We start from the raw sequence: 21,539 nt of genomic DNA, 5'->3' as shown, positions 1-21,539 counted from the left end.
CCAGCAGAATGGAAAACTACAGTGACTGTTGAAGCGTTTTCATCAGGAGCAATACTGAGGTACCACCCGGATCAGCATGGCCAATACTGCGTTCCCCGAGGTAACTGGCTCTTCCTTTGCGTGCTTGCATTGGAATAGTCGATTCAACACCTTGCTTTGCGGCTTCTACTGCTGCTGAAATGGCTTCATTTAAAGGTTGGGAAGCAGCATTTTCGAGAGCAGTACTCACTGGCCACCACACATCACACATGGTTTTATCATTTGGTTCTGCTTTGCCTCGAGAAACCACGCCTTCAGTACCTGTTTTAATAAGCTCTGCCAAATCTGCGACGCTCAGCGCTTCTTTACCAGCCGCACTTTGAGCTGCCTTAATAAAAAAAGTCCCAAATAATGGGCCGCTCGCTCCGCCAACACTCGAAAGTAATGTCATACCTGTTGTTTTAAGCAAAGTAGCAATGTCTTTGTCTTCGACAGAAGGCAGCTTTTCGGCGACTTTTTGAAAGCCTCGGTTCATATTAAGACCATGGTCACCATCGCCAATTGCTGTATCTAGCTCGGTTAGATTGTTTTGTTCTTGAGCAAAGGTCTGCGAACATTGGATTAACCAATGATAGATCTGTTGTTGTGTTAAATTCATTTGTATTACTCCTTTGGCCTAGCATTTCCAACGTAAAGCAGGGGTGTTAACGGGTTCGTCCCAGAGCATCAACGTTTCGTCATCAACTTTTAATAAGGTGATTGAAACGCCTTGCATATCAAGCGCAGTGCAGTATGAACCGACTAGGTTACGCTCAATAGTGAGGCCAAATTGGTGACAACAAGTTTGTAAACGATGGTATACCGCATAGAGCTCAGATAGCGGGGTTGCGCCTAGGTTATTGACGAGGGCAATGACACGATCGCCTTTTTTTAATGGCTGTTTGATCTGTTTATGTTCTTGCCAGCAGCTATTTTGACGATCCCATTGGCGGATCACGCGTTCATAATGACCATTGTCGATCAAAGTTTGGAACATCTGATCAACCGTATTATTTAAATTGCTAAAACTGCGCCGTTCAATACCCGGTTCTCCGTGAATGCCAACACCAAATTCCATTTCATTATCAGGTAGCTCAAATGAAGGTTTTCCTGCTGCTGGTACAGTACAAGCGTGTAACGCCACTCCTAAACTGTAGCCATTATTATTGGTTTTGTGGCCCAGTTCGACGAGCTGGTCAAGTGTGTATCCTTTAACCGCAGCCGCACCAAGTATTTTTTCCATTAATACGGTGTTGGCAACACCACGACGCCCTGCGGTATATAGACTATCTTTTACTGCCACGTCATCATCGACTAAAACTGTTGCGACTTGAGTACCTGCATCATGCAGTAGCTCGGCGGCAGTTTCGAAATTGAGAACATCCCCTGTATAGTTTTTGATGATCATCAAGACACCTTCGCCACTGTCAATGGCCATCGCACATTCCATCATTTGGTCAGGTGTCGGCGAGGTAAACATTTCTCCGGGACATGCTCCATCCAGCATGCCGAGTCCGATGTATCCGCTGTGCATGGGTTCATGACCGCTGCCACCTCCAGACAATAACCCCACTTTATTCTTTATTGGAGCATCCTTATGAACTAGGTAGGTAGGATCGATATTTAAACGCAGTTCGGGGTGAGCCGCTACCAGCCCTTGATTGACTTCACTGATGATATCTTCAACACGGTTAATCAGTTTTTTCATCTTACAAACTCCAGAAAATAGAGGTCGATGGTTATACTCGTCATACTTCAAGTTGCAGCGCCTTTCGTTAAGGTATAAGTGACTACGCTCACTCGCGCCAGTCACATAGTTTTCTATGCTCCTAGCGACTCATTCACTTGTCGCCTAGCTGCAACTCGAATTATTTAGAGTATATATCTGTTCGTTTGTGTTCTTTTTTGAGTGAATTGAAACGTAAACAGCGCGGTTCGTTTCGATTGTGCAATCAGACTATCACGGCTGTGGAATTATTGATGGGGCAAACCTATAAAATGAGAGTTGGATCGGTAATTTTTATTCGTCGATGAGAGGGAACATTTTCCCTCTCAAACTCAGCAAATTAATGTTGATCAGCCAGTTTTTGCTCCGAGGTGTGGGCAAAGAAGGTTTTTAGGATAAAGTTGAGTAGTACACCATAGGCTGGTAAGAAAAATAACATACAGATTAACAGCTTAAAAGTGTAATCCACTAAAGCAATCTCCACCCAATTAGCGGCCATAAAAGGATCACTACTGCGGTAAAATGCAATGAAGAAGAAGGCAATCGTGTCAATCAAGTTACCAAAAAACATGGCGCACGCAGGGGCGACATACCAACGTTTGTTCTGGCGTAATTTATTAAATACGCTGACATCCAGTATTTGTCCTAATACATAAGCCATAAAACTGGCGGCTGCGATACGTGCAACAAACAGATTAAATTCATTGAGAGCGCTAAAACCTTGCCATGCTCCTTGGAAAAACAGTGCGGATATGACGTAAGAGATCAGCAGTGCAGGTAGCATAACCGCGGTAATGATACGGCGAGCTAGTGGCGCGCCATAAATACGCACTGTCAAATCGGTGGCTAAGAAAATAAAGGGAAAGGTAAATGCCCCCCATGTGGTGTGGAAACCGAAAATATTAATCGGTAGCTGCACTAAATAGTTACTAGAGGTAATAATTAGGACGTGGAATAACGAGAGCCAAATTAACGCAGTGGCTCGTTGCTGCGCAGTGAACGTAAACATATTGTACCTTTTTAAGTAGCCATGGGGTGAGGGAACCCATAAAACATAGCCTCGACATCGAGGGAGCGTGTATATACTCGTTATACTTCAAGTTGCAGCGCCTTTCGTTAAGGTATAAGTGACTACACTCACTCGCGCCAGTCACATAGTTATCTATGCTCCTAGCGACTTGCTCACTTGTCGCCTAGCTGCACCTTGAATTATTTGGAGTATAATACGTTTGTTGCGCAACAAAAGCAAAACTGTTAAACCTGAGATAGGCTTTTTATTATATAATCAAAACATCATTTATTTTTTTATAAGTATGGTTATGTCTGATTCATTTGCAAATGCCACAAAAACCCTTGATACACTTGGCTTACGTTGTCCTGAACCTGTGATGTTAGTTCGTAAAACTGTTCGTGGAATGGCAGCGGGAGACACATTACTGATTATTGCCGATGACCCAGCAACAACGCGCGATATACCCGGATTTTGCCGTTTTATGGAACATGAATTGCTGGCGGTTGAAGCGGAACAAGCACCTTATCGCTATTTGTTACGCAAAAAAGCAGAAGGGCTGTAACTGTGATTTGAAACCGTATGACTGGCTGGGAATATGTTATTTATTTAAAATAGATCAAGGTACAACGCAAGTTCTATATCGGAACTAGCGCCTTGATTTTTCTCTTAGTTATTGAGTTTGCTCTTCAATCAGTGACAAAATCTCTTCGCGGCTCAATTTTGTGCCTGCCATAATTAATTCAATATTAGCGCCAGCAGTGAAGAGCGATTTTACCATTTGACGTTGGGTTATTTTGACACCTTCTTCAACGCCTATTTTACGGCCTTTTTCAATACCTTCTTCAATACCTTCTTCAATACCTATTTTATGACCTTTTTCCTGACCTTCTTGTCGTAGCCGCTCTGCTAAATTCATAACCACCTCTTTATGTTGTGGAATTTGCTGACTAAAGCAATGAATTATTTGTTCAAAGTGCTCTGGAGACTCCAAAACCACCAGTAAGTACTGCAAAATAATCGTAATGTCATCTTGACTGTTACCATTATTATTGAGCGTTTGAGCAAAGAGTTCAACCATTCGTTGGTATTCATCACGCAGGTTTTTATGCTTCATTGCCAGTTCCATTACTGCAATTTTTCGATGATTAGCTAGCTCATTATCATCTATGACAGTGATATCAACTAAAGGAAACGGTTTAAAATACAGCTCTTCGGCAAGCTCTTTCCAATCAAAGCAGCGAGTCCATAAATTCTGATAAGGGTAGGGGGACATTTTTCCATGATAAAACAGTATGGGTACAACCAATGGTAGTACCTTGTGTCCTTGCTGTAAGTGTTGGTTCATTGCGGAAAAAGCATAGTACATCAATCGCCAACTCATTAATTTATCTGGCGTTGATTGATGTTCGACTAATAAATAAAAATAACCATCGCCCATATCTGTTTTTACAGAGTAGAGAACATCTGACAATCGTGAACGCAATTTATTATCGATAAAAGACGAGTTAGTGAGTGCTAGCGTCTTAAAATCACATAATGATTTGATATTTTCTGGAAGGTAAATATCAAAAAAGTCTCGTGCATTATCGACTTGGTTCAGAAAACCCTTAAAAGTCGCATCATGCGGTGTTTTAGGTGGCTGTAGTGACATAGCGTATATATCAAAGTTATTTTGGAGCATTGATAGTAACCAATATGACGGTGAGAGAGGAGCAAGTTACTCCTAATTTTAGCAAAAATTAATCAATTAAAACAAAGTATTAGTCTTATCATTTAAACGAAAACTACATTTGATTAGTAGTAAAAAACAATAGTTGCTTAGTTGACTAGTAATGAGTTTGCTATGTGTATTAAAAAAGCGCCACAAGGGCGCTTTTAACTAGATGCGATCAATAATGATGGCTATTTTTTCACTTGCGGCAATTTCACTTTCAATAACCGTACGGCATTCGCCGTTACTAGAGCCGTAGCCCCTGAATCGGCGAGTACTGCTACCCATAACCCTGTGATCCCCAGCAAGCTGGTCACTAAGAACACCGCTTTTAAACCAAGTGCAATAGTAATGTTTTCACGAATGATCTTACGAGTTGCTTGGGACAGCGCAATGATTTCTGGCAAACCGGTTAAACGGTTATGTGTCAGCGCAGCGTCTGCCGTTTCCAGTGCTACATCAGTTCCACTACCCATTGCAACGCCAATACTGGATGCTTTCATTGCTGGCGCATCATTGATGCCATCACCAACCATCATGGTGCTGTGATTACGGTTTAATTCCATTACCGCGGTGACTTTGTCTTCAGGGAGCAAACCTGCACGGTATTCCATACCGAGTTGTCCTGCGATAGCACTTGCCGCTCGTGGGTTATCTCCCGTTAACATAACGGCATTAACATTGAGCGCTTTAAGCATAGTCATTGCATCAGTAGCATCACTACGTAAGGTATCTTGTAGTGCAGTTAAACCAATAACTTGGTTGTTTTCTAACGTCACAACAACCGTTTTACCTTGCGCTTCAAGTGCTTCAACTTGATTCTGCCAAGTTGGCTCAAGCGGTGTATCTAAGCGGCTTGGTGCACTCACTAAGATATGTTTATCACCAAGGTAGCCTTCAACACCTTTACCTGCCAAGGCTTTGCGATTTTCAGCTTCGACAACCGTGATAGACAGTGCTTCTGCTTTATTAATGACTGCTTTAGCTAATGGGTGATGTGAACCTGCCTCAACGGATGCAGTGATCCTCACTAACTCATTTTCAGATAAACCATCAACGGGCACTAAATCGGTAACATGAGGTTTACCTTCAGTTAAGGTGCCTGTTTTATCCAATGCAATTGTCGTAACAGAACCGAGTTGTTCTAATGCGGCACCACCTTTAATTAATGCACCTCGGCGTGTTGCCGTTGCTAGGGCTGAAGTGATTGCTGCTGGTGTTGAAATAACTAATGCACAAGGACAACCTATTAGTAACAGCGTTAAACCGCGATAAATCCATGTTTCCCATGGCGCACTAAAGAAAATAGGTGGAATAACAACAACGAGTGCCGAAAACAGCATGATTAATGGAGTATAAATACGGCTAAAGCGATCAATAAAGCGCTCAATAGGCGCACGGCGCTCTTCCGCTTCTTCAATCAGCTGTAGGATGCGGTCGATAGCATTTTGACCTTGCTCAGAAACCACTTTCATCTGTACAGCGCGATCAACAGATAAACAACCCGCCGCGACTTTTTCACCTACATTACGTTCAACAGGGACAGATTCCCCCGTTAGTGAGCTTTCATCAAAACTAGCAAAACCAGAAACCAATTCAGCATCTGTTGGTAAACGCCCGCCCGGTGCAATTTCAATAATATCGCCTGGACGTAATTGTGAAACCGGAACCGTCATTTTTTGCCCATCTTTCACTAAGATGGCTTCTTCAGGAACAAGAGCCATCAGTGCACTGACTCCGCGCCTTGCTCGGCCTGCGGAGTAGGACTCCAACATTTCGCCTAACATAAATAGCAAGATAACCATTGCCGCTTCTTCGGTAGCTTGGATAAAAATGGCACCGATAGCTGCTACTGTCATCAATGTTTCGATGGCAAAAGGTGTACCTGTTCTAATTAAACGTAATGATTTACGTGCAATAGGGTAAAGCCCAAACAATGTCGTTAATGTAAAAGCAATCAGGCCAACTTTCGGGTTGATCAGCTCAATACCCCAGCTAATGGCCATCAGGATAGCTAAAATAATAACGGGTTTGGATTCGCTTAACAGGCTCTGCGGTGGCGCGATTGTTGCAGCGCTATTATTACCAACATCATGTAATTCATAACCCGCGGCTTCAACGGTTGAGCGGACGGTTGCACTGATATCACTATCGGCATCAACCACCAACTTTTCAGTTGCAAACAAAACCTTAGCTTGAGTCACTTGTGGTATTTGTTTAACGGCATTTTCGATTTTTTGCGCACAACTCGGGCAATCCATCCCACGGATTATCCAGTTGAAACGTTGTCCCGCTGTTTGTACGGGCTCAATTTCGTCTGCCACATTATGAGATACGCTACAGGCAGAGCCATGTTGATGTTCTGTATGATCATGAGTTTGATGAGAGGAACTACTACAGCCTGTGTGCTGATGAGTCTCCTCATCATCGTCAGGGTGTTTCTCAACAGTACTATGAGCATGGGTATGTGAGTCATCACTTACTTTTTGACTATTTTGTACAGCGGTAGACGAACAGCTGTTACTTGAGCAGCAAGAACTGGTGTGCTGATGTGCTTCTTTATGGTTGTGTGAGTGCATATAAGCCCCCTTATCAAACAATAAACTTATACTCGTCATACTTCAATTTGCAGGGCTTTTCGCTAAGGTATAAGTGACTGCGTTACGCCTAGGTCACATAGTTTATCTATGCTCCCCGTCTATCTTCGCTTGTCGCCTATCTGCAACTAGAATTATTTGGAGTATGATCAATATTGATAAGTCTACACTTTGGAGTCTACTCCAGAGTCAAATAAATAAAGGGGCGCCAATTGACAATAAATGCTATTTGAGAATTTTATCAATTGGCGAAGTGTATTTTATAGATAAATCGCTCGGATAATAAAGAATTGCCCAAGGAAATAGAGTGCGGCAACAATCGCTTTAGATGCTTTAAACGAGAAGCGGAAGCGTGCAATCAGCCAAATACAGTTGGAAATAAATAGCAAGAAAGCGCCAACCATAATGGAAAAGTTGTAATCACGACCTAAACCAAAGAACTGGTCACCAGCGACCCATGCCATGATCATGCTCATGATTAACAAAGCAAACACCATCGCTTGCATATCTTCTAATTTGGTCCAAATTAAAACTAGGGTGATAGCTGCAATGACTAGAGGGATAGGAAGCCAAGGTAGGTATAAGCTGAAATCAAGTTGCATACCAAAACTGATGGTATAGAGCAGGTAGCTAGTGAACATCAAAGCTACAGATGCAAGTAAGCGCTCACTTGATAGCATGCGCATCATATCAGCCAGTAGTGAAACTGCTAAACCGGCCAAGATCAGATAACCTTGAGAGGTTAAAAAATCAGCGTTCCACCCCCAAAGTAGTAGTAATATCAGTGTGATAGGACGAAATAGCCAGCGTTGCCACTCAGGGCCACGATAAGCGGCATCAACATACAGCCAACCAGAAAAAAGTACGGCAAGGAATGGCCAACTAATCATAAACACATCCTTATAGATTCGAATAAATGAAGCAACTGTGGTGGTATTAGTTCTTTGACATTAAGATAAACTATATTGTTGAACAGATTAAGTGCAATGTTAAATTTATGAATAAACCAATTTTATTAATTATTGTGTTTGCGATTATTGCAGTATTAGCGACTAAACGTTTTTTTGACCAACGCAAGCAAAATGAAATTAATGATAGTTCTTTACCCGTTAGCTACTCCGTCGTGGTAGAAAGTAAAAAAGACTATCCTTATCCAAATATGCGCTCTCGTGAACGTGATGTCGTGTCACCGGAAACTTTCCGCTACGAAGTTTATTTCAAGCCATTGAATAACATGAAGGTGATGAAAGTGATCGTAACCGAAAAACAGTATCAAGAGATTGAACAAGGCAGCCAAGGAACTTTGCGCATGCAAGGGACAAGGTTTCTTGGCTTCATACCTGATTAACGGTTTTATTGTTTTTTCTTAGCGTCTTCAATGGCTTGTTTTTGTTTCTTTTGCATGGCTAACATCTCAAATACGCCAAAAAAGAAAATACGTGTTTGCAGCCAACCTGATAATTTTTCGTCTTTGGCTAAGGTAGCTTTTAAAAAGATAGTCTGCAATGCATGCATGAAAATCATAAAGATCATCGCAATATCCATAAAATACTTCAGAGGCTTAGGAAATGGATGGATTAAATTGAATACCATAAATGCCCAAACACAAATCATTAGCACACGGCCTGCATTAATTAGCATGGCTTGTTTCCTCAATTGAATGACGAATAAATAAACGATAGGCGACTTGGCCTGCAATTTTCTCACGATGCAGCTGCCAATTTGTTGGAATGTTAGTAAGTGGTGACTCCGCTTCTGATTCTACATATATCCAGCTTTCATCGGCTAACCATTGGTTTTTTTCTAATAGTTGAATGGTTTCGAGTAGTAAGCCCTTGCGAAAAGGGGGATCAATAAACACCACATCAAAAGGGGTGCCTGTTTGTGCAAGCACTGCAAGGCTATTTCCTTGTACAATTGTGGCGTTATCTGCTTGCAAACGTGCTTTATTTTCAGTGAGTAACTGGCTGTTTTGTTTCTCTAATTCAATAAAAGTCACATGATCAGCAAATCGAGAGAGGGCTTCAAACCCCAGTGAGCCACTACCCGCAAAGCAATCAAGGCAACGCGCATCTCGTACAATAGGCATTAGCCAGTTAAATAAGGTTTCTTTAATTCTATCGGTGGTGGGACGTAAGCCCTCACTATCGCGGACAGGGAGTTTTCTTCCGCGCCATTTTCCACCGATGATACGTATTTGACCGATTGATGCACTTTGTGGTTTTTTTGCCATAATATCCATTGCTGCTCAATGTAACTGAGCGTCGAAAAATTGATGTTATACTCGCCATACCTCAAGTTGTAGCACTTTTCGTTAAGGTAGAGTGACTACGTTCATGCGCACTAGTGACATAGTGTTCTATGCGTCTAGTGATTGGTTCATCAGTTGCCTAGCCGCACCCTGAATTATTGAGAGTATATCTATTGTAGCGCGTCATTTTCACAGTTTTTACTTAAAAAATCAGATTAAATTGTCATGATTTTTCTTTCAGATATGTGTTGCAGCGCGATGAAATGATAGACTGCATGTAATTTTATTGCGATTTAATTATTAAGCGCCATGTTTTTACCGCGAGGAGTGTAGTGGCTGATGGCTAAAGACAAGAAAAAAGGCTTTTTCTCATGGTTGGGTTTTGGTCGTAAAGACGAAAAAGAGACCCAACAGCAAGAAGCAGAACAACAAAAAATAGATGCTGCTAAAGCGAATGAGCTGCAACAACAAGATAATGAAGCTGCCATCAAAGCAGCTGAAGATGAAGCCGAGCGCCAGTATCAAGAGAAGCAAGCGCAAGAGCAAGCGGCAATTAAGGCAGCTGAAGAAGAGGCGGAGCGCTTACATCAAGCACAGCAAGCTGAGTTAAAAGCAGCTCAAGAAGAAGCTGAACGCCAACGTCAAGCAGAGCTGGCGGCTGAGAAAGCCGCGCAAGAACAAGCGGAACGTGATCGCCAAGCCGCAGAAGCGGCGCGTGTAGCGGAAGAAGAAGCTGAACGCCAACGTCAAGCAGAGCTGGCAGCAGCGAAAGCCGCAGCAGAGCAAGCGGAACGTGATCGCCAAGCTGCGGAAGCGGCGCGTGTAGCGGAAGAAGAAGCCGAGCGTCAACGTCAAGCAGAGCTGGCAGCAGCGAAAGCCGCAGCAGAGCAAGCGGAACGTGATCGCCAAGCTGCGGAAGCGGCGCGTGTAGCGGAAGAAGAAGCCGAGCGCCAACGTCAAGCAGAGCTGTCGGCAGCGAAAGCCGCAGCAGAGCAAGCGGAACGTGATCGCCAAGCCGCGGAAGCGGCGCGTGTAGCGGAAGAAGAAGCTGAACGCCAACGTCAAGCAGAGCAGGCAGCAGCGAAAGCCGCAGCAGAGCAAGCCGAACGTGATCGCCAAGCCGCAGAAGCGGCGCGTGTAGCGGAAGAGGAAGCCGAGCGTCAACGCCAAGCAGAGCTGGCGGCTGCGAAAGCCGCAGCAGAGCAAGCGGAACGTGATCGCCAAGCTGCGGAAGCGGCGCGTGTAGCGGAAGAAGAAGCCGAGCGTCAACGCCAAGCTGCGGAACAAGCTGAGCTTGAAGCACAAGAAATTGTTGCATTACGCGATGAAGTTCTCAGTGAACAAACCGAAGAGGAAGAGCCTAAGCAAGTTGAACAAGAGAAACCGAAAAAAGAAGGTTTCTTTAGTCGTTTGAAAAAAGGTTTATTAAAAACTCGTCAAAATTTAGGTTCAGGTTTCCTTGGTTTATTCACGGGGAAAAAAATTGATGATGATCTTTTTGATGAATTAGAAGAACAGCTGTTGATCGCCGATGTTGGCGTTGAAACTACGCGCAAGATCATTGATAACTTAACTGCACATGCAAGTCGTAAAGATTTAAAAAATGCAGAAGCGTTATATGGTCGTCTGCGTGAAGAAATGTCTGATATTTTAGCAGGTGCGGACAAACCGCTGGTTATTGAAGACAAGAAACCCTATGTTATTCTTATGGTTGGGGTTAATGGTGTGGGTAAAACAACCACCATTGGTAAATTAGCTCGCCAGTATCAGTCCGAAGGGAAAAGCGTCATGTTAGCGGCTGGAGACACTTTCCGTGCTGCGGCGGTTGAGCAATTACAAGTATGGGGTGAGCGTAATCAGATCCCTGTTGTCGCTCAACATACGGGTGCCGATCCTGCATCTGTGATTTTTGATGCCATTCAATCTGCACAAGCAAAAGGTGTGGATGTTCTTATCGCTGATACCGCAGGTCGCTTGCAAAACAAAGCGCACTTGATGGAAGAATTGAAAAAAATCGTCCGAGTCATGAAGAAACTGGACGAAGAAGCGCCGCATGAAATCATGCTAACCTTAGATGCAAGTACTGGACAAAATGCTGTCAGTCAGGCGAAACTTTTTAATGATGCTGTAGGTCTGACAGGTATTACATTGACTAAGCTCGATGGTACAGCAAAAGGTGGGGTTATCTTCTCTATTGCTGATCAATTCGGTATTCCTATTCGTTATATCGGTATTGGTGAGGGAATTGAAGATTTGCGCCCATTTAAAGCAGACGACTTTATCGAGGCTCTATTTGCCCGAGAGGAATAATTTTCGATGATCCGCTTTGAACATGTCAGTAAAGCTTATCGTGGTGGCCGGCAGGCTCTTCAGGGGGTAGATTTTCATCTGCAACCGGGAGAGATGGCTTTTTTAACTGGGCACTCAGGTGCCGGTAAAAGTACGCTACTCAAACTCATTTGTGGTATTGAGCGCCCAAGTGCAGGGCATATACTGTTTAATGGTCATGATATCAGTCGATTGAAAAATCGGGAGATCCCTTTCTTGCGCAGGCAAATTGGGATGATTTTTCAAGATCATCACCTGCTATTTGATAGAACAGTTTATGACAACGTCGCGATGCCATTGATTATTTCAGGGGCGAGTTCAGAAGATATTCGTCGTCGAGTTTCGGCGGCTTTGGACAAAGTTGGTTTGCTTGATAAAGCAAAAAACCTGCCAATACAATTATCTGGCGGTGAGCAACAACGTGTTGGTATTGCCCGTGCGGTAGTCAATAAACCAACGATGTTATTAGCGGATGAACCAACGGGTAACCTTGATGGCGAATTGTCTGAGGGGATCATGCGTTTGTTTGAAGAGTTCAATCGTGTTGGTGTAACGGTGCTCATGGCGACTCATGATATTGCATTGATTGAGCGACGTAACTGCCGTGTACTGACCCTGAGTGAAGGAAGAATGGTCGGAGGTCAACATGGCTAAAAATGTACGCAAAGGTAGACCAGAAAGGCCAATGCAGTCAAAAACCAAAGCGTTGAAAGGTGGCTGGCGTGAGCAATGGCGTTATGCATGGTTAAATACGATTGCGGATATGCTAAGACAGCCTCTAGCGACCTTTTTGACGGTTATGGTAATTGCAATTTCTTTAGCTTTACCAAGTCTTTGTTACATTGTTTGGAAAAACGTTGCTCAAGCAGCAAACCAATGGTATCCGACGCCTCAGCTTACTGTTTATTTAGATAAATCCCTTGATGAGCAAGGTGGACAAAATGTGGTTAATCAACTGCAAGCCCTTGATGGGGTTGAAAGTGTAAACTACTTGTCACGTGATCAAGCGATGAGCGAGTTCCGTAGTTGGTCGGGTTTTAGTACCGCACTTGATATGTTAGAAGAAAACCCATTACCTGCTGTGGCAATCATTACACCAAAAATTGATTTTCAAAGCTCAGAGGTGTTAACCACCTTACGTGACCGAGTCGGTCAGGTTAGTGGTATTGAAGAAGTACGCATGGATGACAGCTGGTTCTCTCGACTTGCGGCGTTGACTCAGTTGGTTGGGCAAATTGCGACGGTGATTGGTGTTTTAATGATTGTGTCGCTATTCCTTGTTATTGGTAATAGTGTACGTTTAAATATTTTTGCCCGTCGAGATACCATTAATGTTATGAAACTCATCGGTGCGACAGATGGATTTATTATGCGGCCATTCCTACATGGCGGCTTGCTAATGGGGGCACTTGGTGCAGTGATCTCCCTGATTATGTCTGCACTATTGGTTTGGAAGTTATCCGATGTTGTGACCCAAGTTGCGAGTGTCTTTGGCACACAATTCCATATCGAAGGACTGCTATGGGAAGAATCATTATTGGTTATTCTTATGTCAGCAATGATTGGTTGGGTGGCCGCGTGGCTAGCAACAGTTCAGCATCTACGCCATTTTACACCTGAGTAATCATAGTATTATCGGCACAGCGGTCAACTTTGCCGACTGTGCCGATAAAAAAAACGATATAAGTAGGAACTTTTGAGTTTTACAAATGTCTGACTTTGACTTGCTGCGATAATAGTAAGTGTCATTTATTTGACTCACTAAAACTGCTAAACTACGTTTCACTAATCTCGTATATCACATCGAATTAATCTCTTTTATATTATTTTCAATGAGGATCTGAATGACCAAAGACATGCAATCATTAGCACTTGTTCCGCAAGGAAGTATTGAAGCCTATATGCGGGCGGCTAATGCTTATCCTATGCTCACCGCTGAGGAAGAAAAGGAACTTGCTGAACGGCTGCATTACCATGGTGATCTGGATGCGGCAAAACAATTGATCCTATCGCACCTGCGTTTTGTGATCCATGTGGCTCGTAGCTACGCAGGCTATGGTTTACCGCAGGCAGATCTCATTCAAGAAGGAAATATTGGCCTGATGAAGGCCGTTCGTCGCTTTAATCCAGAAGTTGGCGTTCGCTTAGTTTCTTTCGCTGTTCATTGGATCAAAGCTGAAATTCATGAATACGTCTTACGTAATTGGCGTATTGTTAAAGTTGCAACCACTAAATCACAACGTAAGCTGTTTTTTAACTTAAGAAAAAACAAAAAACGTCTTGGTTGGTTTAATCAAGATGAAGTAGATATGGTGGCAAAAGAGCTGGGTGTTAGCACAAAAGATGTCCGTGAAATGGAATCCCGTATGTCTGCGCAAGACATGGCATTTGATATGTCAGACGATGATGACAGCGGTGATTTTGGTCAGCCTGTTGCGCCTGTGCTGTACTTGCAAGATAAGTCGTCGGATTTTGCAGGTTCTATCGAAGAAGATAACTGGGAAAGCCATGCGACAGATCGCCTTGCAGATGCTTTAGATTCATTAGACGAACGTAGCCAAGACATCATTCGCGCGCGTTGGTTGGATGATGATAATAAAACGACGTTACAAGAACTGGCTGACAAATATGGTGTTTCTGCTGAACGTGTCCGCCAGCTGGAAAAAAACGCAATGAAAAAATTGCGTGCTGCTATGGAAGATGACGAAGAAGACGAATACTAATCTTCTTTTAATCTATCTACTCCTGCATTTATTGTTACCAATCACTATGGTGCAATAAATGCAGAAATTATTTTATGACTCACTATATAGCTCTAGGGGTAATCCATCAGGATCAGCAAAAAAGGTAAATCTTTTTTGTGTATAGGGATCCACTCGTGGTGCTTCACAAGCCACATCATGTTGGCGCAAATAATCAATCCACTTATCAAGATCATCAACGCTAAACGCCAAATGACGTAAGCCACAAGCTTCGGGGTAACTTAGACGTGGTGGTGGCGTTGGAAAACTAAACAATTCAATTTGATACTGATTATCTAGTGCTAAATCGGCCTTCCACGAATCAGACTCTACTCGATAATGTTCTTCCAATAAATGCATACCTAAGATCTGGCAATAAAAATGTTTACTCAATGCGTAATCAGAAGCAATGATGGCAACATGATGGATCCGTTTTAGTTTCATCTAATTAAACTCGCTTTTCCCATTGATTTTCATTTGCTGTTTCCGTAAAGCCGCAGGCTAATAAAAACGGTATGAGTATATTTTTATTTGTATCGGTAACGTCTTCTAAACTAAACAGCCAATGCGTGACTTGGGGCTGTTGTCGGCAAATTTCATCCAGCAAATAAAGCCCTACACCACGACGGCGGGTGATCTCACGTATTAAAAAGTGGCTAATAATTCCTTGTTGGTGGTTAATTTGCACTTTTGCAGCACCAAGTAGGCGATCATTAAAACGCGCCGCATAGATTTTTTGTTCTGATTTAATCAGATCATCGACGTGATTTCGGGTCTGGTCTGTCCAGATTTTGTACAGGTCAAGATATTGTTGTTCAGTAGGATCCACCAAAGGAATTATTGTCAGTTTCATGATATTTGTAGCTGTTTCCCCGTTCATTTTTCAGTCACACCTGCCGACAGAGTGATCTGTAACCGATTTTTAGATTTTAGAGTTAAAAATTTGGCTTGAAGAGATCTTCCGAGTTTAGCTCGGATTTATTTAAATTTAACTAGAATATAACACTAGCATTTAGCCAAAAACTACCGATTAACATTAGATTTTTATTCTGCTTATAACGTAATTATCTATCATATCCATTTGCTATTTAGCATATTTATCTTGTTTAATGTTATGAAATATATGGTCTTATTGGCTATGCATTGAAATATAAAGTATAGATTAATACCAATTATAATAATCTACAACAAATCAAACACAAACACGCAGAATCATGCGGAACCATAAAGATGGGGACGGACGAATGAAACAAATGAATAAAGCATTATTAGCGGGATGTATTGCGATGGCATTTAGCCAAGCGGTATGGGCTAAAGAAATTAAAATCGCGGTTGTTGGTGCTATGTCAGGTCCTGTTGCTCAATATGGCGATATGGAATTTACAGGGGCGCGCCAAGCGGTTGCTGATATCAATGCAAAAGGCGGTATTAATGGCGATACCTTAGTTGCGGTGGAATATGATGACGCATGTGACCCAAAACAAGCGGTCGCCGTGGCAAACAAAGTTATCAACGATGGTATCCGCTATGTTATCGGTCACCTGTGCTCTTCTTCAACACAGCCAGCATCTGATATCTATGAAGATGAAGGCGTTATCATGATCACCCCTGCCGCGACTAATGCTGATTTAACCACGCGTGGTTATCAAATGATCATGCGTACTACGGGGTTGGATTCAGACCAAGGGCCAACAGCGGCGAAATATATAATGGATCAAGTCAAACCTAAACGTATTGCGGTCGTTCATGATAAACAACAGTACGGTGAAGGCTTAGCGCGCTCTGTGCGCGAAAACTTGAACAAAGCAGGTGTCAAAGAAGTCATGTTTGAAGGTGTGACCGCAGGTGATAAAGACTTCTCTGCGTTAGTTGCGAAATTGAAAAAAGAGAACGTCGATTTCGTCTACTTTGGTGGTTACTACCCAGAAATGGGGCAAATTTTACGCCAAGCAAAACAGTCAGGTTTGAATATTCGTTTTATGGGGCCTGAAGGTGTTGGTAACTCATCACTGTCGAATATTGCCGGCGAAGCCTCTGAAGGCATGTTAGTGACGTTGCCTAAACGCTACGATCAAGTACCAACAAACCAACCGATTGTTGATGCGATCAAAGCTAAAAAAGAAGATCCAACCGGTCCATTCGTTTGGACAACGTATGCAGCAATCCAAGGTCTGACAACGGCAATGGAGCGTACGGGGAGCCGTGAACCAGAAGATTTGGCTAAAGATCTAAAAGCCAATCCTGTTGATACTGTAATGGGAACATTGAGTTGGCAGCCTAATGGGGACTTGAAAGGTTTTGAGTTTGGTGTATTCGAATGGCATGCAGATGGCACATCCACTGCGGTGAAGTAATCTTACTATTCAGGCGCTAACCGGAAGTGAGCTATGCTGCTTCCGGTTTCTGCACTCTGTTTAGGGATAGTAGTATGAAAGGATAGCCTTATGTCAGATCAAATTCTTTATTTTATCCAACAGTTCCTTAATGGCTTAACACTAGGCAGTACCTATGCGCTGATTGCCATCGGCTATACTATGGTTTATGGCATTATAGGTATGATTAACTTTGCGCATGGCGAAGTGTACATGATAGGTAGCTATGTTTCGTTTATTGTGATCGCCGGCCTGATGATGTTAGGGATTGATGTTGGATGGATCCTTATCGCTGCGGCATTTGTGGCAGCAATTGTTGTTTCAAGTTCTTATGGCTGGAGTATTGAGCGTGTCGCTTATCGGCCAGTTCGCCATTCAAAAAGACTAATAGCGCTGATCTCCGCGATCGGGATGTCAATTTTCCTACAAAACTACGTTAGCCTATCTCAAGGCTCCCGTGATCTCGCACTACCGAGTCTGATCACAGGGCAGTGGGTATTAGGTGAAAGTGATGGTTTCGAAGCGACCATTAGCAAAATGCAGCTGACTATTTGGGTTGTGACTTTGCTAGCCATGTTAGCGCTAACGGTATTTATTCGTTATTCACGGATGGGTAGGGCATGCCGCGCATGTGCTGAAGATTTAAAAATGGCGAGTTTGCTAGGAATTAACACCGATCGCGTCATTTCTTTAACCTTTGTCATCGGTGCAGCAATGGCTGCTGTTGCGGGTGTATTATTGGGGCAATTTTATGGTGTTATCAACCCATACATTGGGTTTATGGCTGGAATGAAAGCCTTTACCGCTGCGGTACTGGGGGGAATTGGGAGTATCCCTGGCGCCATGTTAGGTGGCCTGATCCTCGGTGTTGCTGAGGCGATGACATCGGCTTATTTAAGCACTGAATATAAAGACGTTGTGTCATTTGGATTATTAATTGGTGTGTTGTTGATCATGCCAACCGGCATTCTGGGTCGTCCGGAGGTCGAAAAAGTATGAGAAAAGAAAATTGGATTAATGCCATTGTTGCCTCAGTGATGTTCTTCATCTTAGCGGTTTTTATGATGGGGTTACAGCTTACCCTTGATGGTACTAAGCTCGTGGTGTCTAGCGCTGATTCGGTTCGTTGGAATTGGATATTTGCGGGTATTGCGGTGATTTTTATTTTCCAGCTAGTCCGACCCTCATTAACCAAAGTATGGCAAGGTGTCCCTAAAAAATCATGGGCAATACCGGATTTTGATGGCTCTACGGCAAGGCAAAAGATTCTGGCTGTTTTTATTATTATTGCAGCAATTATTTGGCCATTCATTGTTTCTCGTGGCAGTGTGGATATAGCCACCTTAACATTAATTTATGTAATGTTAGGTTTGGGGCTAAACGTGGTGGTGGGTCTTTCGGGTCTGTTGGTTTTAGGTTATGCAGGTTTCTATGCCATCGGCGCCTATACATTTGCGTTATTAAATCATTATTACGGTTTTGGCTTCTGGGAAAGTTTACCTATTGCAGGGTTAACCGCAGCATTAGCGGGTTTTTTGCTAGGATTCCCAGTGCTGCGATTACGGGGAGATTATTTGGCGATTGTAACCCTAGGTTTTGGTGAGATTGTGCGTATTTTATTGCTCAATAATACTGAAATTACTGGGGGACCGAATGGGATCAGCCAACTGCCTAAACCCACCTTTTTCGGTTTAGAATTTAGTCGTAACGCAAAAGACGGTTGGGACACTTTCCACAATTTCTTTGGTCTTGATTACAATGCGGGCGATCGCATTATTTTCTTATATTTCGTTGCGCTATTATTGGTAGTGTTAACGTTATTTGTGATTAACCGTTTACTGCGTATGCCATTAGGGCGTGCTTGGGAAGCTCTGCGAGAAGATGAGATAGCTTGCCGTTCTTTAGGTTTATCACCCACAAAAATTAAACTGACCGCATTCACTATCAGTGCTGCCTTTGCTGGTTTTGCAGGCACGCTATTTGCCGCTCGCCAAGGGTTTATCAGCCCTGAGTCATTCACTTTTGTTGAATCTGCATTTGTATTAGCGATCGTTGTTCTTGGCGGTATGGGATCGCAAACTTCAGTAATATTAGCTGCGATCATATTAGTCGTCTCAAGAGAGATGATGCGTGATCTGAATGCCTACAGCATGTTGTTGTTGGGGGCTTTAATGGTCTTAATGATGATTTGGCGCCCTCAAGGGCTATTGCCAATGAAACGTCGTCAAATGAAATTGAAGAATACAGAACAATTAGTGGATCAGGGGGAAAAAGTATGACCCCTCTATTACAAGTTAATGGTTTGTCGATGCGCTTTGGCGGCTTATTGGCAGTGAATAACGTGGAATTGACGTTAAATCAAGGCGAAATCGTCTCTTTGATTGGCCCGAACGGTGCTGGTAAAACCACTATTTTCAACTGCTTAACAGGTTTTTATAAACCGACAAGCGGCTCAATTATTTATCGTGAAAAACATTTGGAAGGCTTATCGGGGCAGGCAATTGCTCGTCTGGGGGTGATCAGAACCTTTCAACATGTCCGCTTATTTAAAGAAATGACGGTGATTGAAAATCTATTAGTCGCGCAGCATCAACATTTGAAAAGTGGTATTTTTTCTGGCTTATTAAAGACACCTGCATTTCGTCGAGCAGAATCAGAAGCGATTGATAATGCAGTTAAATGGCTTGAACGCGTTAATCTATTACAGTTTGCTAACCGTCAAGCTGGTAACTTAGCATATGGTCAGCAACGTCGCTTAGAGATCGCTCGTTGCATGGTGACTCGCCCTGAAATTTTGATGTTAGATGAGCCTGCGGCAGGTTTGAATCCAAAAGAAACCAACGATCTGGATGAATTAATTGCTGAATTACGTTCACATCATCAAGTTTCTATTTTATTGATTGAGCATGATATGAAGTTGGTGATGGGGATTTCAGATCGTATTTATGTGGTTAATCAGGGAACACCACTGGCGAATGGAACGCCTGAGCAAATCCGTCAGCACCCTGATGTTATCAAAGCTTATTTGGGGGAGGCTTACTAATGTTAGAGTTTAAACAAGTTTCTGCCCATTATGGAAAAATCCAAGCCTTACATCAGGTCAGTTTGAATATTCAAAAAGGCGAAATTGTCACCCTGATCGGTGCTAATGGCGCAGGGAAAACCACTCTGCTAAGTACATTATGTGGTGATCCACGCGCCTCTGAAGGGCAGATCCTTTATCGAGATGTGGATATTACTCAGTTGCCTACAGCAAAAATTATGCGTGAAGATATTGCGATTGTGCCTGAAGGGCGACGTGTTTTTTCACGAATGACGGTTGAAGAGAATTTGGCGATGGGCGGTTTTTTTGCTAATCGTCAGCAATATCAGCAACGTATTGAACGTGTGTATACGTTGTTCCCTCGTTTATACGAACGTCGTAGTCAGCGTTCAGGAACTATGTCAGGGGGCGAACAACAGATGTTGGCGATTGGTCGTGCACTGATGAGCCAACCTGAATTGCTGTTGCTTGATGAGCCATCATTGGGGCTAGCCCCGATCATTATCATGCAAATCTTCGATACTATTTTGCAACTACGTGAGGAAGGCATGACGATCTTTCTTGTTGAACAAAATGCAAATCAGGCATTGAAATTGGCGGATAGGGGCTATGTACTTGAAAATGGCCATATTGTACTGGAAGATAGTGGTAAAGCATTACTGGCGAATGAAGCGGTAAGATGTGCTTATTTAGGTGGTTAATCATTAAGAGAAGGGCATTAATATAAAAATATGTATCGATTATTAATGCCCTTTTGAAAAGTATCATGATGGGTTAGTTGTAGTTGGTTTTTTTGTTATTACGAATAGGAGTTGATCTTTTTTATCATGATTTTCTAAAAACAGTCCATCTTTACCTTTAATGAAAAATGTTTTTCTTATTATTGAAACCGTCATCCCTTTTAATATTTCGCCATCCTCCTTTTTTATTAGCCTGATTGTTTTTTTGGCAGTGACAATGCAATGCCCTTGCATGGTTTTTTCTATAAAAATTAAAGGTCGTTTAATACTTTGTTCATTATCCATCATGCTATTACTAATAACATAATTATCATCTTTGATGAGTGGTTGTAATGCAATCAATGGATCTGCTGTAAAACCTTGGTGAGCAAACTGAGATATAAATTGTGCATTTCTACGTCCAAACTCTGCGGTAAGAAGCTTTGCATCTACAAGTTTATAGGGTTCTGGTTGTCGATATGGTGTATATAGAAAATAATCCATTCGATGAAGATCAAGGTTGAATTGTTTAGATAATTTAGAGTCATAAATGAATCCATTTTTTTGGTTTTTAAGATCTAAATCTTCACCAGTTTTTATCTCATTTTCTGAAGGTATAAATTTCTCATATTCTTTTTTTATCATTATTGACGTTGTATTTTTATCATGAAATATCTCTTTTTTATATAAGTCTGGTAATTTGAAATGCCTTTCAATAAACTTAATATTCGCTTTTCTGTCAGATGTGAATCTAATTCTATTTATAAATGATACTAGTTTTTTCCATATGGAATTATTATTATTTTGAATGCTATTAATAGAGTTAATGAATGAGGTTGATCCACAAACCGGTTTTTTTAATCTATTAGGATTAATGGCCGGATTGGAACATGTTGCTTGAATGGTTATTGTCATAGAAAACTCACTTATTTAATTCTTTTAGATGCATATATACCTTAAATACCACCACTAAAATTGTATAAATAGATACTCTTACCGCATTCAAATCATAAAAAGACAA

General features: G+C 42.3%; 22 protein-coding genes. 11 read left to right on the top strand and 11 right to left on the bottom strand.

What is annotated here, in order from left to right; all coding sequences use genetic code 11:
* Positions 1-16: 16 nt before the first annotated feature.
* From dhaL to JI723_RS16935, 3 genes are all read right to left on the bottom strand, one after another.
* Positions 17-637, bottom strand: a complete 621-nt coding sequence (gene dhaL / locus JI723_RS16945; RefSeq protein WP_337979581.1) for a dihydroxyacetone kinase subunit DhaL — start codon at positions 635-637, stop codon at positions 17-19.
* An 18-nt stretch (positions 638-655) separates the two neighbouring features.
* Positions 656-1,726: a dihydroxyacetone kinase subunit DhaK gene (dhaK, locus tag JI723_RS16940; RefSeq protein ID WP_337979580.1), complete on the bottom strand. Its 1,071-nt coding sequence runs from the start codon at positions 1,724-1,726 to the stop codon at positions 656-658.
* Positions 1,727-2,084: 358 nt separating this feature from the next.
* Positions 2,085-2,753 carry a 7-cyano-7-deazaguanine/7-aminomethyl-7-deazaguanine transporter gene (locus JI723_RS16935; RefSeq protein ID WP_272581261.1) on the bottom strand — a complete coding sequence of 223 codons (669 nt, stop codon included), beginning with the start codon at positions 2,751-2,753 and terminating at the stop codon, positions 2,085-2,087.
* A gap of 310 nt (positions 2,754-3,063) precedes the next feature.
* Between JI723_RS16935 and tusA the strand changes: the two genes are divergently transcribed.
* A complete protein-coding gene (tusA, locus tag JI723_RS16930) occupies positions 3,064-3,318 on the top strand; it encodes a sulfurtransferase TusA (protein ID WP_070929026.1) in 255 nt (84 codons plus the stop codon).
* A 108-nt stretch (positions 3,319-3,426) separates the two neighbouring features.
* On the opposite strand, the gene JI723_RS16925 is transcribed toward tusA, so the two are convergent.
* From JI723_RS16925 to JI723_RS16915, 3 genes are all read right to left on the bottom strand, one after another.
* Positions 3,427-4,437 (bottom strand): Rpn family recombination-promoting nuclease/putative transposase, encoded by a 1,011-nt coding sequence (locus JI723_RS16925; protein WP_337979579.1) that lies wholly within the window; start codon positions 4,435-4,437, stop codon positions 3,427-3,429.
* 221 nt (positions 4,438-4,658) lie between these two features.
* A complete protein-coding gene (locus tag JI723_RS16920) occupies positions 4,659-7,046 on the bottom strand; it encodes a zinc/cadmium/mercury/lead-transporting ATPase (protein ID WP_272581259.1) in 2,388 nt (795 codons plus the stop codon).
* A gap of 278 nt (positions 7,047-7,324) precedes the next feature.
* Positions 7,325-7,951, bottom strand: a complete 627-nt coding sequence (locus JI723_RS16915; protein WP_175442547.1) for a lysoplasmalogenase — start codon at positions 7,949-7,951, stop codon at positions 7,325-7,327.
* Between the two features lie 110 nt (positions 7,952-8,061).
* On the opposite strand from JI723_RS16915, the gene JI723_RS16910 reads away from it, so the two are divergent.
* Entirely contained in the window at positions 8,062-8,412 is a 351-nt protein-coding gene (locus tag JI723_RS16910; RefSeq protein WP_272581258.1) for a DUF2500 domain-containing protein, read from the top strand.
* Between the two features lie 5 nt (positions 8,413-8,417).
* Here JI723_RS16910 and JI723_RS16905 read toward each other — a convergent pair whose 3' ends face one another.
* Together JI723_RS16905 and rsmD are read right to left on the bottom strand one after the other, a co-directional pair.
* Positions 8,418-8,705: a DUF1145 family protein gene (locus JI723_RS16905; protein ID WP_272581257.1), complete on the bottom strand. Its 288-nt coding sequence runs from the start codon at positions 8,703-8,705 to the stop codon at positions 8,418-8,420.
* Complete coding sequence (gene rsmD, locus JI723_RS16900) at positions 8,695-9,297, bottom strand: 16S rRNA (guanine(966)-N(2))-methyltransferase (protein ID WP_175442546.1); 603 nt, start codon at positions 9,295-9,297, stop codon at positions 8,695-8,697. Before rsmD ends, JI723_RS16905 begins: the two co-directional genes overlap by 11 nt.
* Before the next feature lie 357 nt (positions 9,298-9,654).
* Here rsmD and ftsY point away from each other — a divergent pair, with 357 nt between their 5' ends.
* The 4 genes from ftsY to rpoH all read left to right on the top strand — a co-directional run bounded on the left by ftsY (position 9,655) and on the right by rpoH (position 14,366).
* A complete protein-coding gene (gene ftsY / locus JI723_RS16895) occupies positions 9,655-11,625 on the top strand; it encodes a signal recognition particle-docking protein FtsY (RefSeq protein WP_337979578.1) in 1,971 nt (656 codons plus the stop codon).
* Positions 11,626-11,631: 6 nt separating this feature from the next.
* A complete protein-coding gene (gene ftsE / locus JI723_RS16890; RefSeq protein WP_070928995.1) occupies positions 11,632-12,297 on the top strand; it encodes a cell division ATP-binding protein FtsE in 666 nt (221 codons plus the stop codon).
* Positions 12,290-13,267, top strand: coding sequence for a permease-like cell division protein FtsX (gene ftsX, locus JI723_RS16885; protein ID WP_319067458.1), 978 nt, complete (start codon positions 12,290-12,292; stop codon positions 13,265-13,267). The genes ftsE and ftsX overlap by 8 nt, the downstream gene beginning before the upstream one ends.
* A gap of 220 nt (positions 13,268-13,487) precedes the next feature.
* Positions 13,488-14,366: an RNA polymerase sigma factor RpoH gene (rpoH, locus tag JI723_RS16880; protein WP_070928993.1), complete on the top strand. Its 879-nt coding sequence runs from the start codon at positions 13,488-13,490 to the stop codon at positions 14,364-14,366.
* A gap of 72 nt (positions 14,367-14,438) precedes the next feature.
* Here the strand turns inward: rpoH and JI723_RS16875 are convergent, their stop codons facing one another.
* Both JI723_RS16875 and panM read right to left on the bottom strand, forming a co-directional pair.
* Positions 14,439-14,828 carry a VOC family protein gene (locus tag JI723_RS16875; protein ID WP_337979577.1) on the bottom strand — a complete coding sequence of 130 codons (390 nt, stop codon included), beginning with the start codon at positions 14,826-14,828 and terminating at the stop codon, positions 14,439-14,441.
* Between the two features lie 4 nt (positions 14,829-14,832).
* Positions 14,833-15,237, bottom strand: coding sequence for an aspartate 1-decarboxylase autocleavage activator PanM (gene panM / locus JI723_RS16870; protein WP_272580736.1), 405 nt, complete (start codon positions 15,235-15,237; stop codon positions 14,833-14,835).
* A gap of 391 nt (positions 15,238-15,628) precedes the next feature.
* Here panM and JI723_RS16865 point away from each other — a divergent pair, with 391 nt between their 5' ends.
* From JI723_RS16865 to livF, 5 genes are all read left to right on the top strand, one after another.
* The gene (locus JI723_RS16865) at positions 15,629-16,738 is read left to right on the top strand and encodes a branched-chain amino acid ABC transporter substrate-binding protein (protein ID WP_336193929.1); all 1,110 of its coding nucleotides are present in this window, start codon (positions 15,629-15,631) and stop codon (positions 16,736-16,738) included.
* Positions 16,739-16,828: 90 nt separating this feature from the next.
* Positions 16,829-17,755: a high-affinity branched-chain amino acid ABC transporter permease LivH gene (gene livH, locus JI723_RS16860; protein ID WP_070928991.1), complete on the top strand. Its 927-nt coding sequence runs from the start codon at positions 16,829-16,831 to the stop codon at positions 17,753-17,755.
* Positions 17,752-19,035, top strand: a complete 1,284-nt coding sequence (locus JI723_RS16855) for a high-affinity branched-chain amino acid ABC transporter permease LivM (protein WP_272580735.1) — start codon at positions 17,752-17,754, stop codon at positions 19,033-19,035. The genes livH and JI723_RS16855 overlap by 4 nt, the downstream gene beginning before the upstream one ends.
* Positions 19,032-19,799 (top strand): high-affinity branched-chain amino acid ABC transporter ATP-binding protein LivG, encoded by a 768-nt coding sequence (livG, locus tag JI723_RS16850; RefSeq protein ID WP_070928990.1) that lies wholly within the window; start codon positions 19,032-19,034, stop codon positions 19,797-19,799. Before JI723_RS16855 ends, livG begins: the two co-directional genes overlap by 4 nt.
* The gene (livF, locus tag JI723_RS16845) at positions 19,799-20,500 is read left to right on the top strand and encodes a high-affinity branched-chain amino acid ABC transporter ATP-binding protein LivF (RefSeq protein WP_337979576.1); all 702 of its coding nucleotides are present in this window, start codon (positions 19,799-19,801) and stop codon (positions 20,498-20,500) included. Before livG ends, livF begins: the two co-directional genes overlap by 1 nt.
* A gap of 63 nt (positions 20,501-20,563) precedes the next feature.
* On the opposite strand, the gene JI723_RS16840 is transcribed toward livF, so the two are convergent.
* Positions 20,564-21,433 (bottom strand): hypothetical protein, encoded by an 870-nt coding sequence (locus JI723_RS16840; RefSeq protein WP_272580733.1) that lies wholly within the window; start codon positions 21,431-21,433, stop codon positions 20,564-20,566.
* Between the last annotated feature and the right edge of the window lie 106 nt (positions 21,434-21,539).

The sequence above is a fragment of the Providencia manganoxydans genome, from assembly GCF_016618195.1.
GTDB lineage: Bacteria > Pseudomonadota > Gammaproteobacteria > Enterobacterales > Enterobacteriaceae > Providencia > Providencia manganoxydans.
This window is presented reverse-complemented; position numbering and strand designations above follow the sequence as displayed.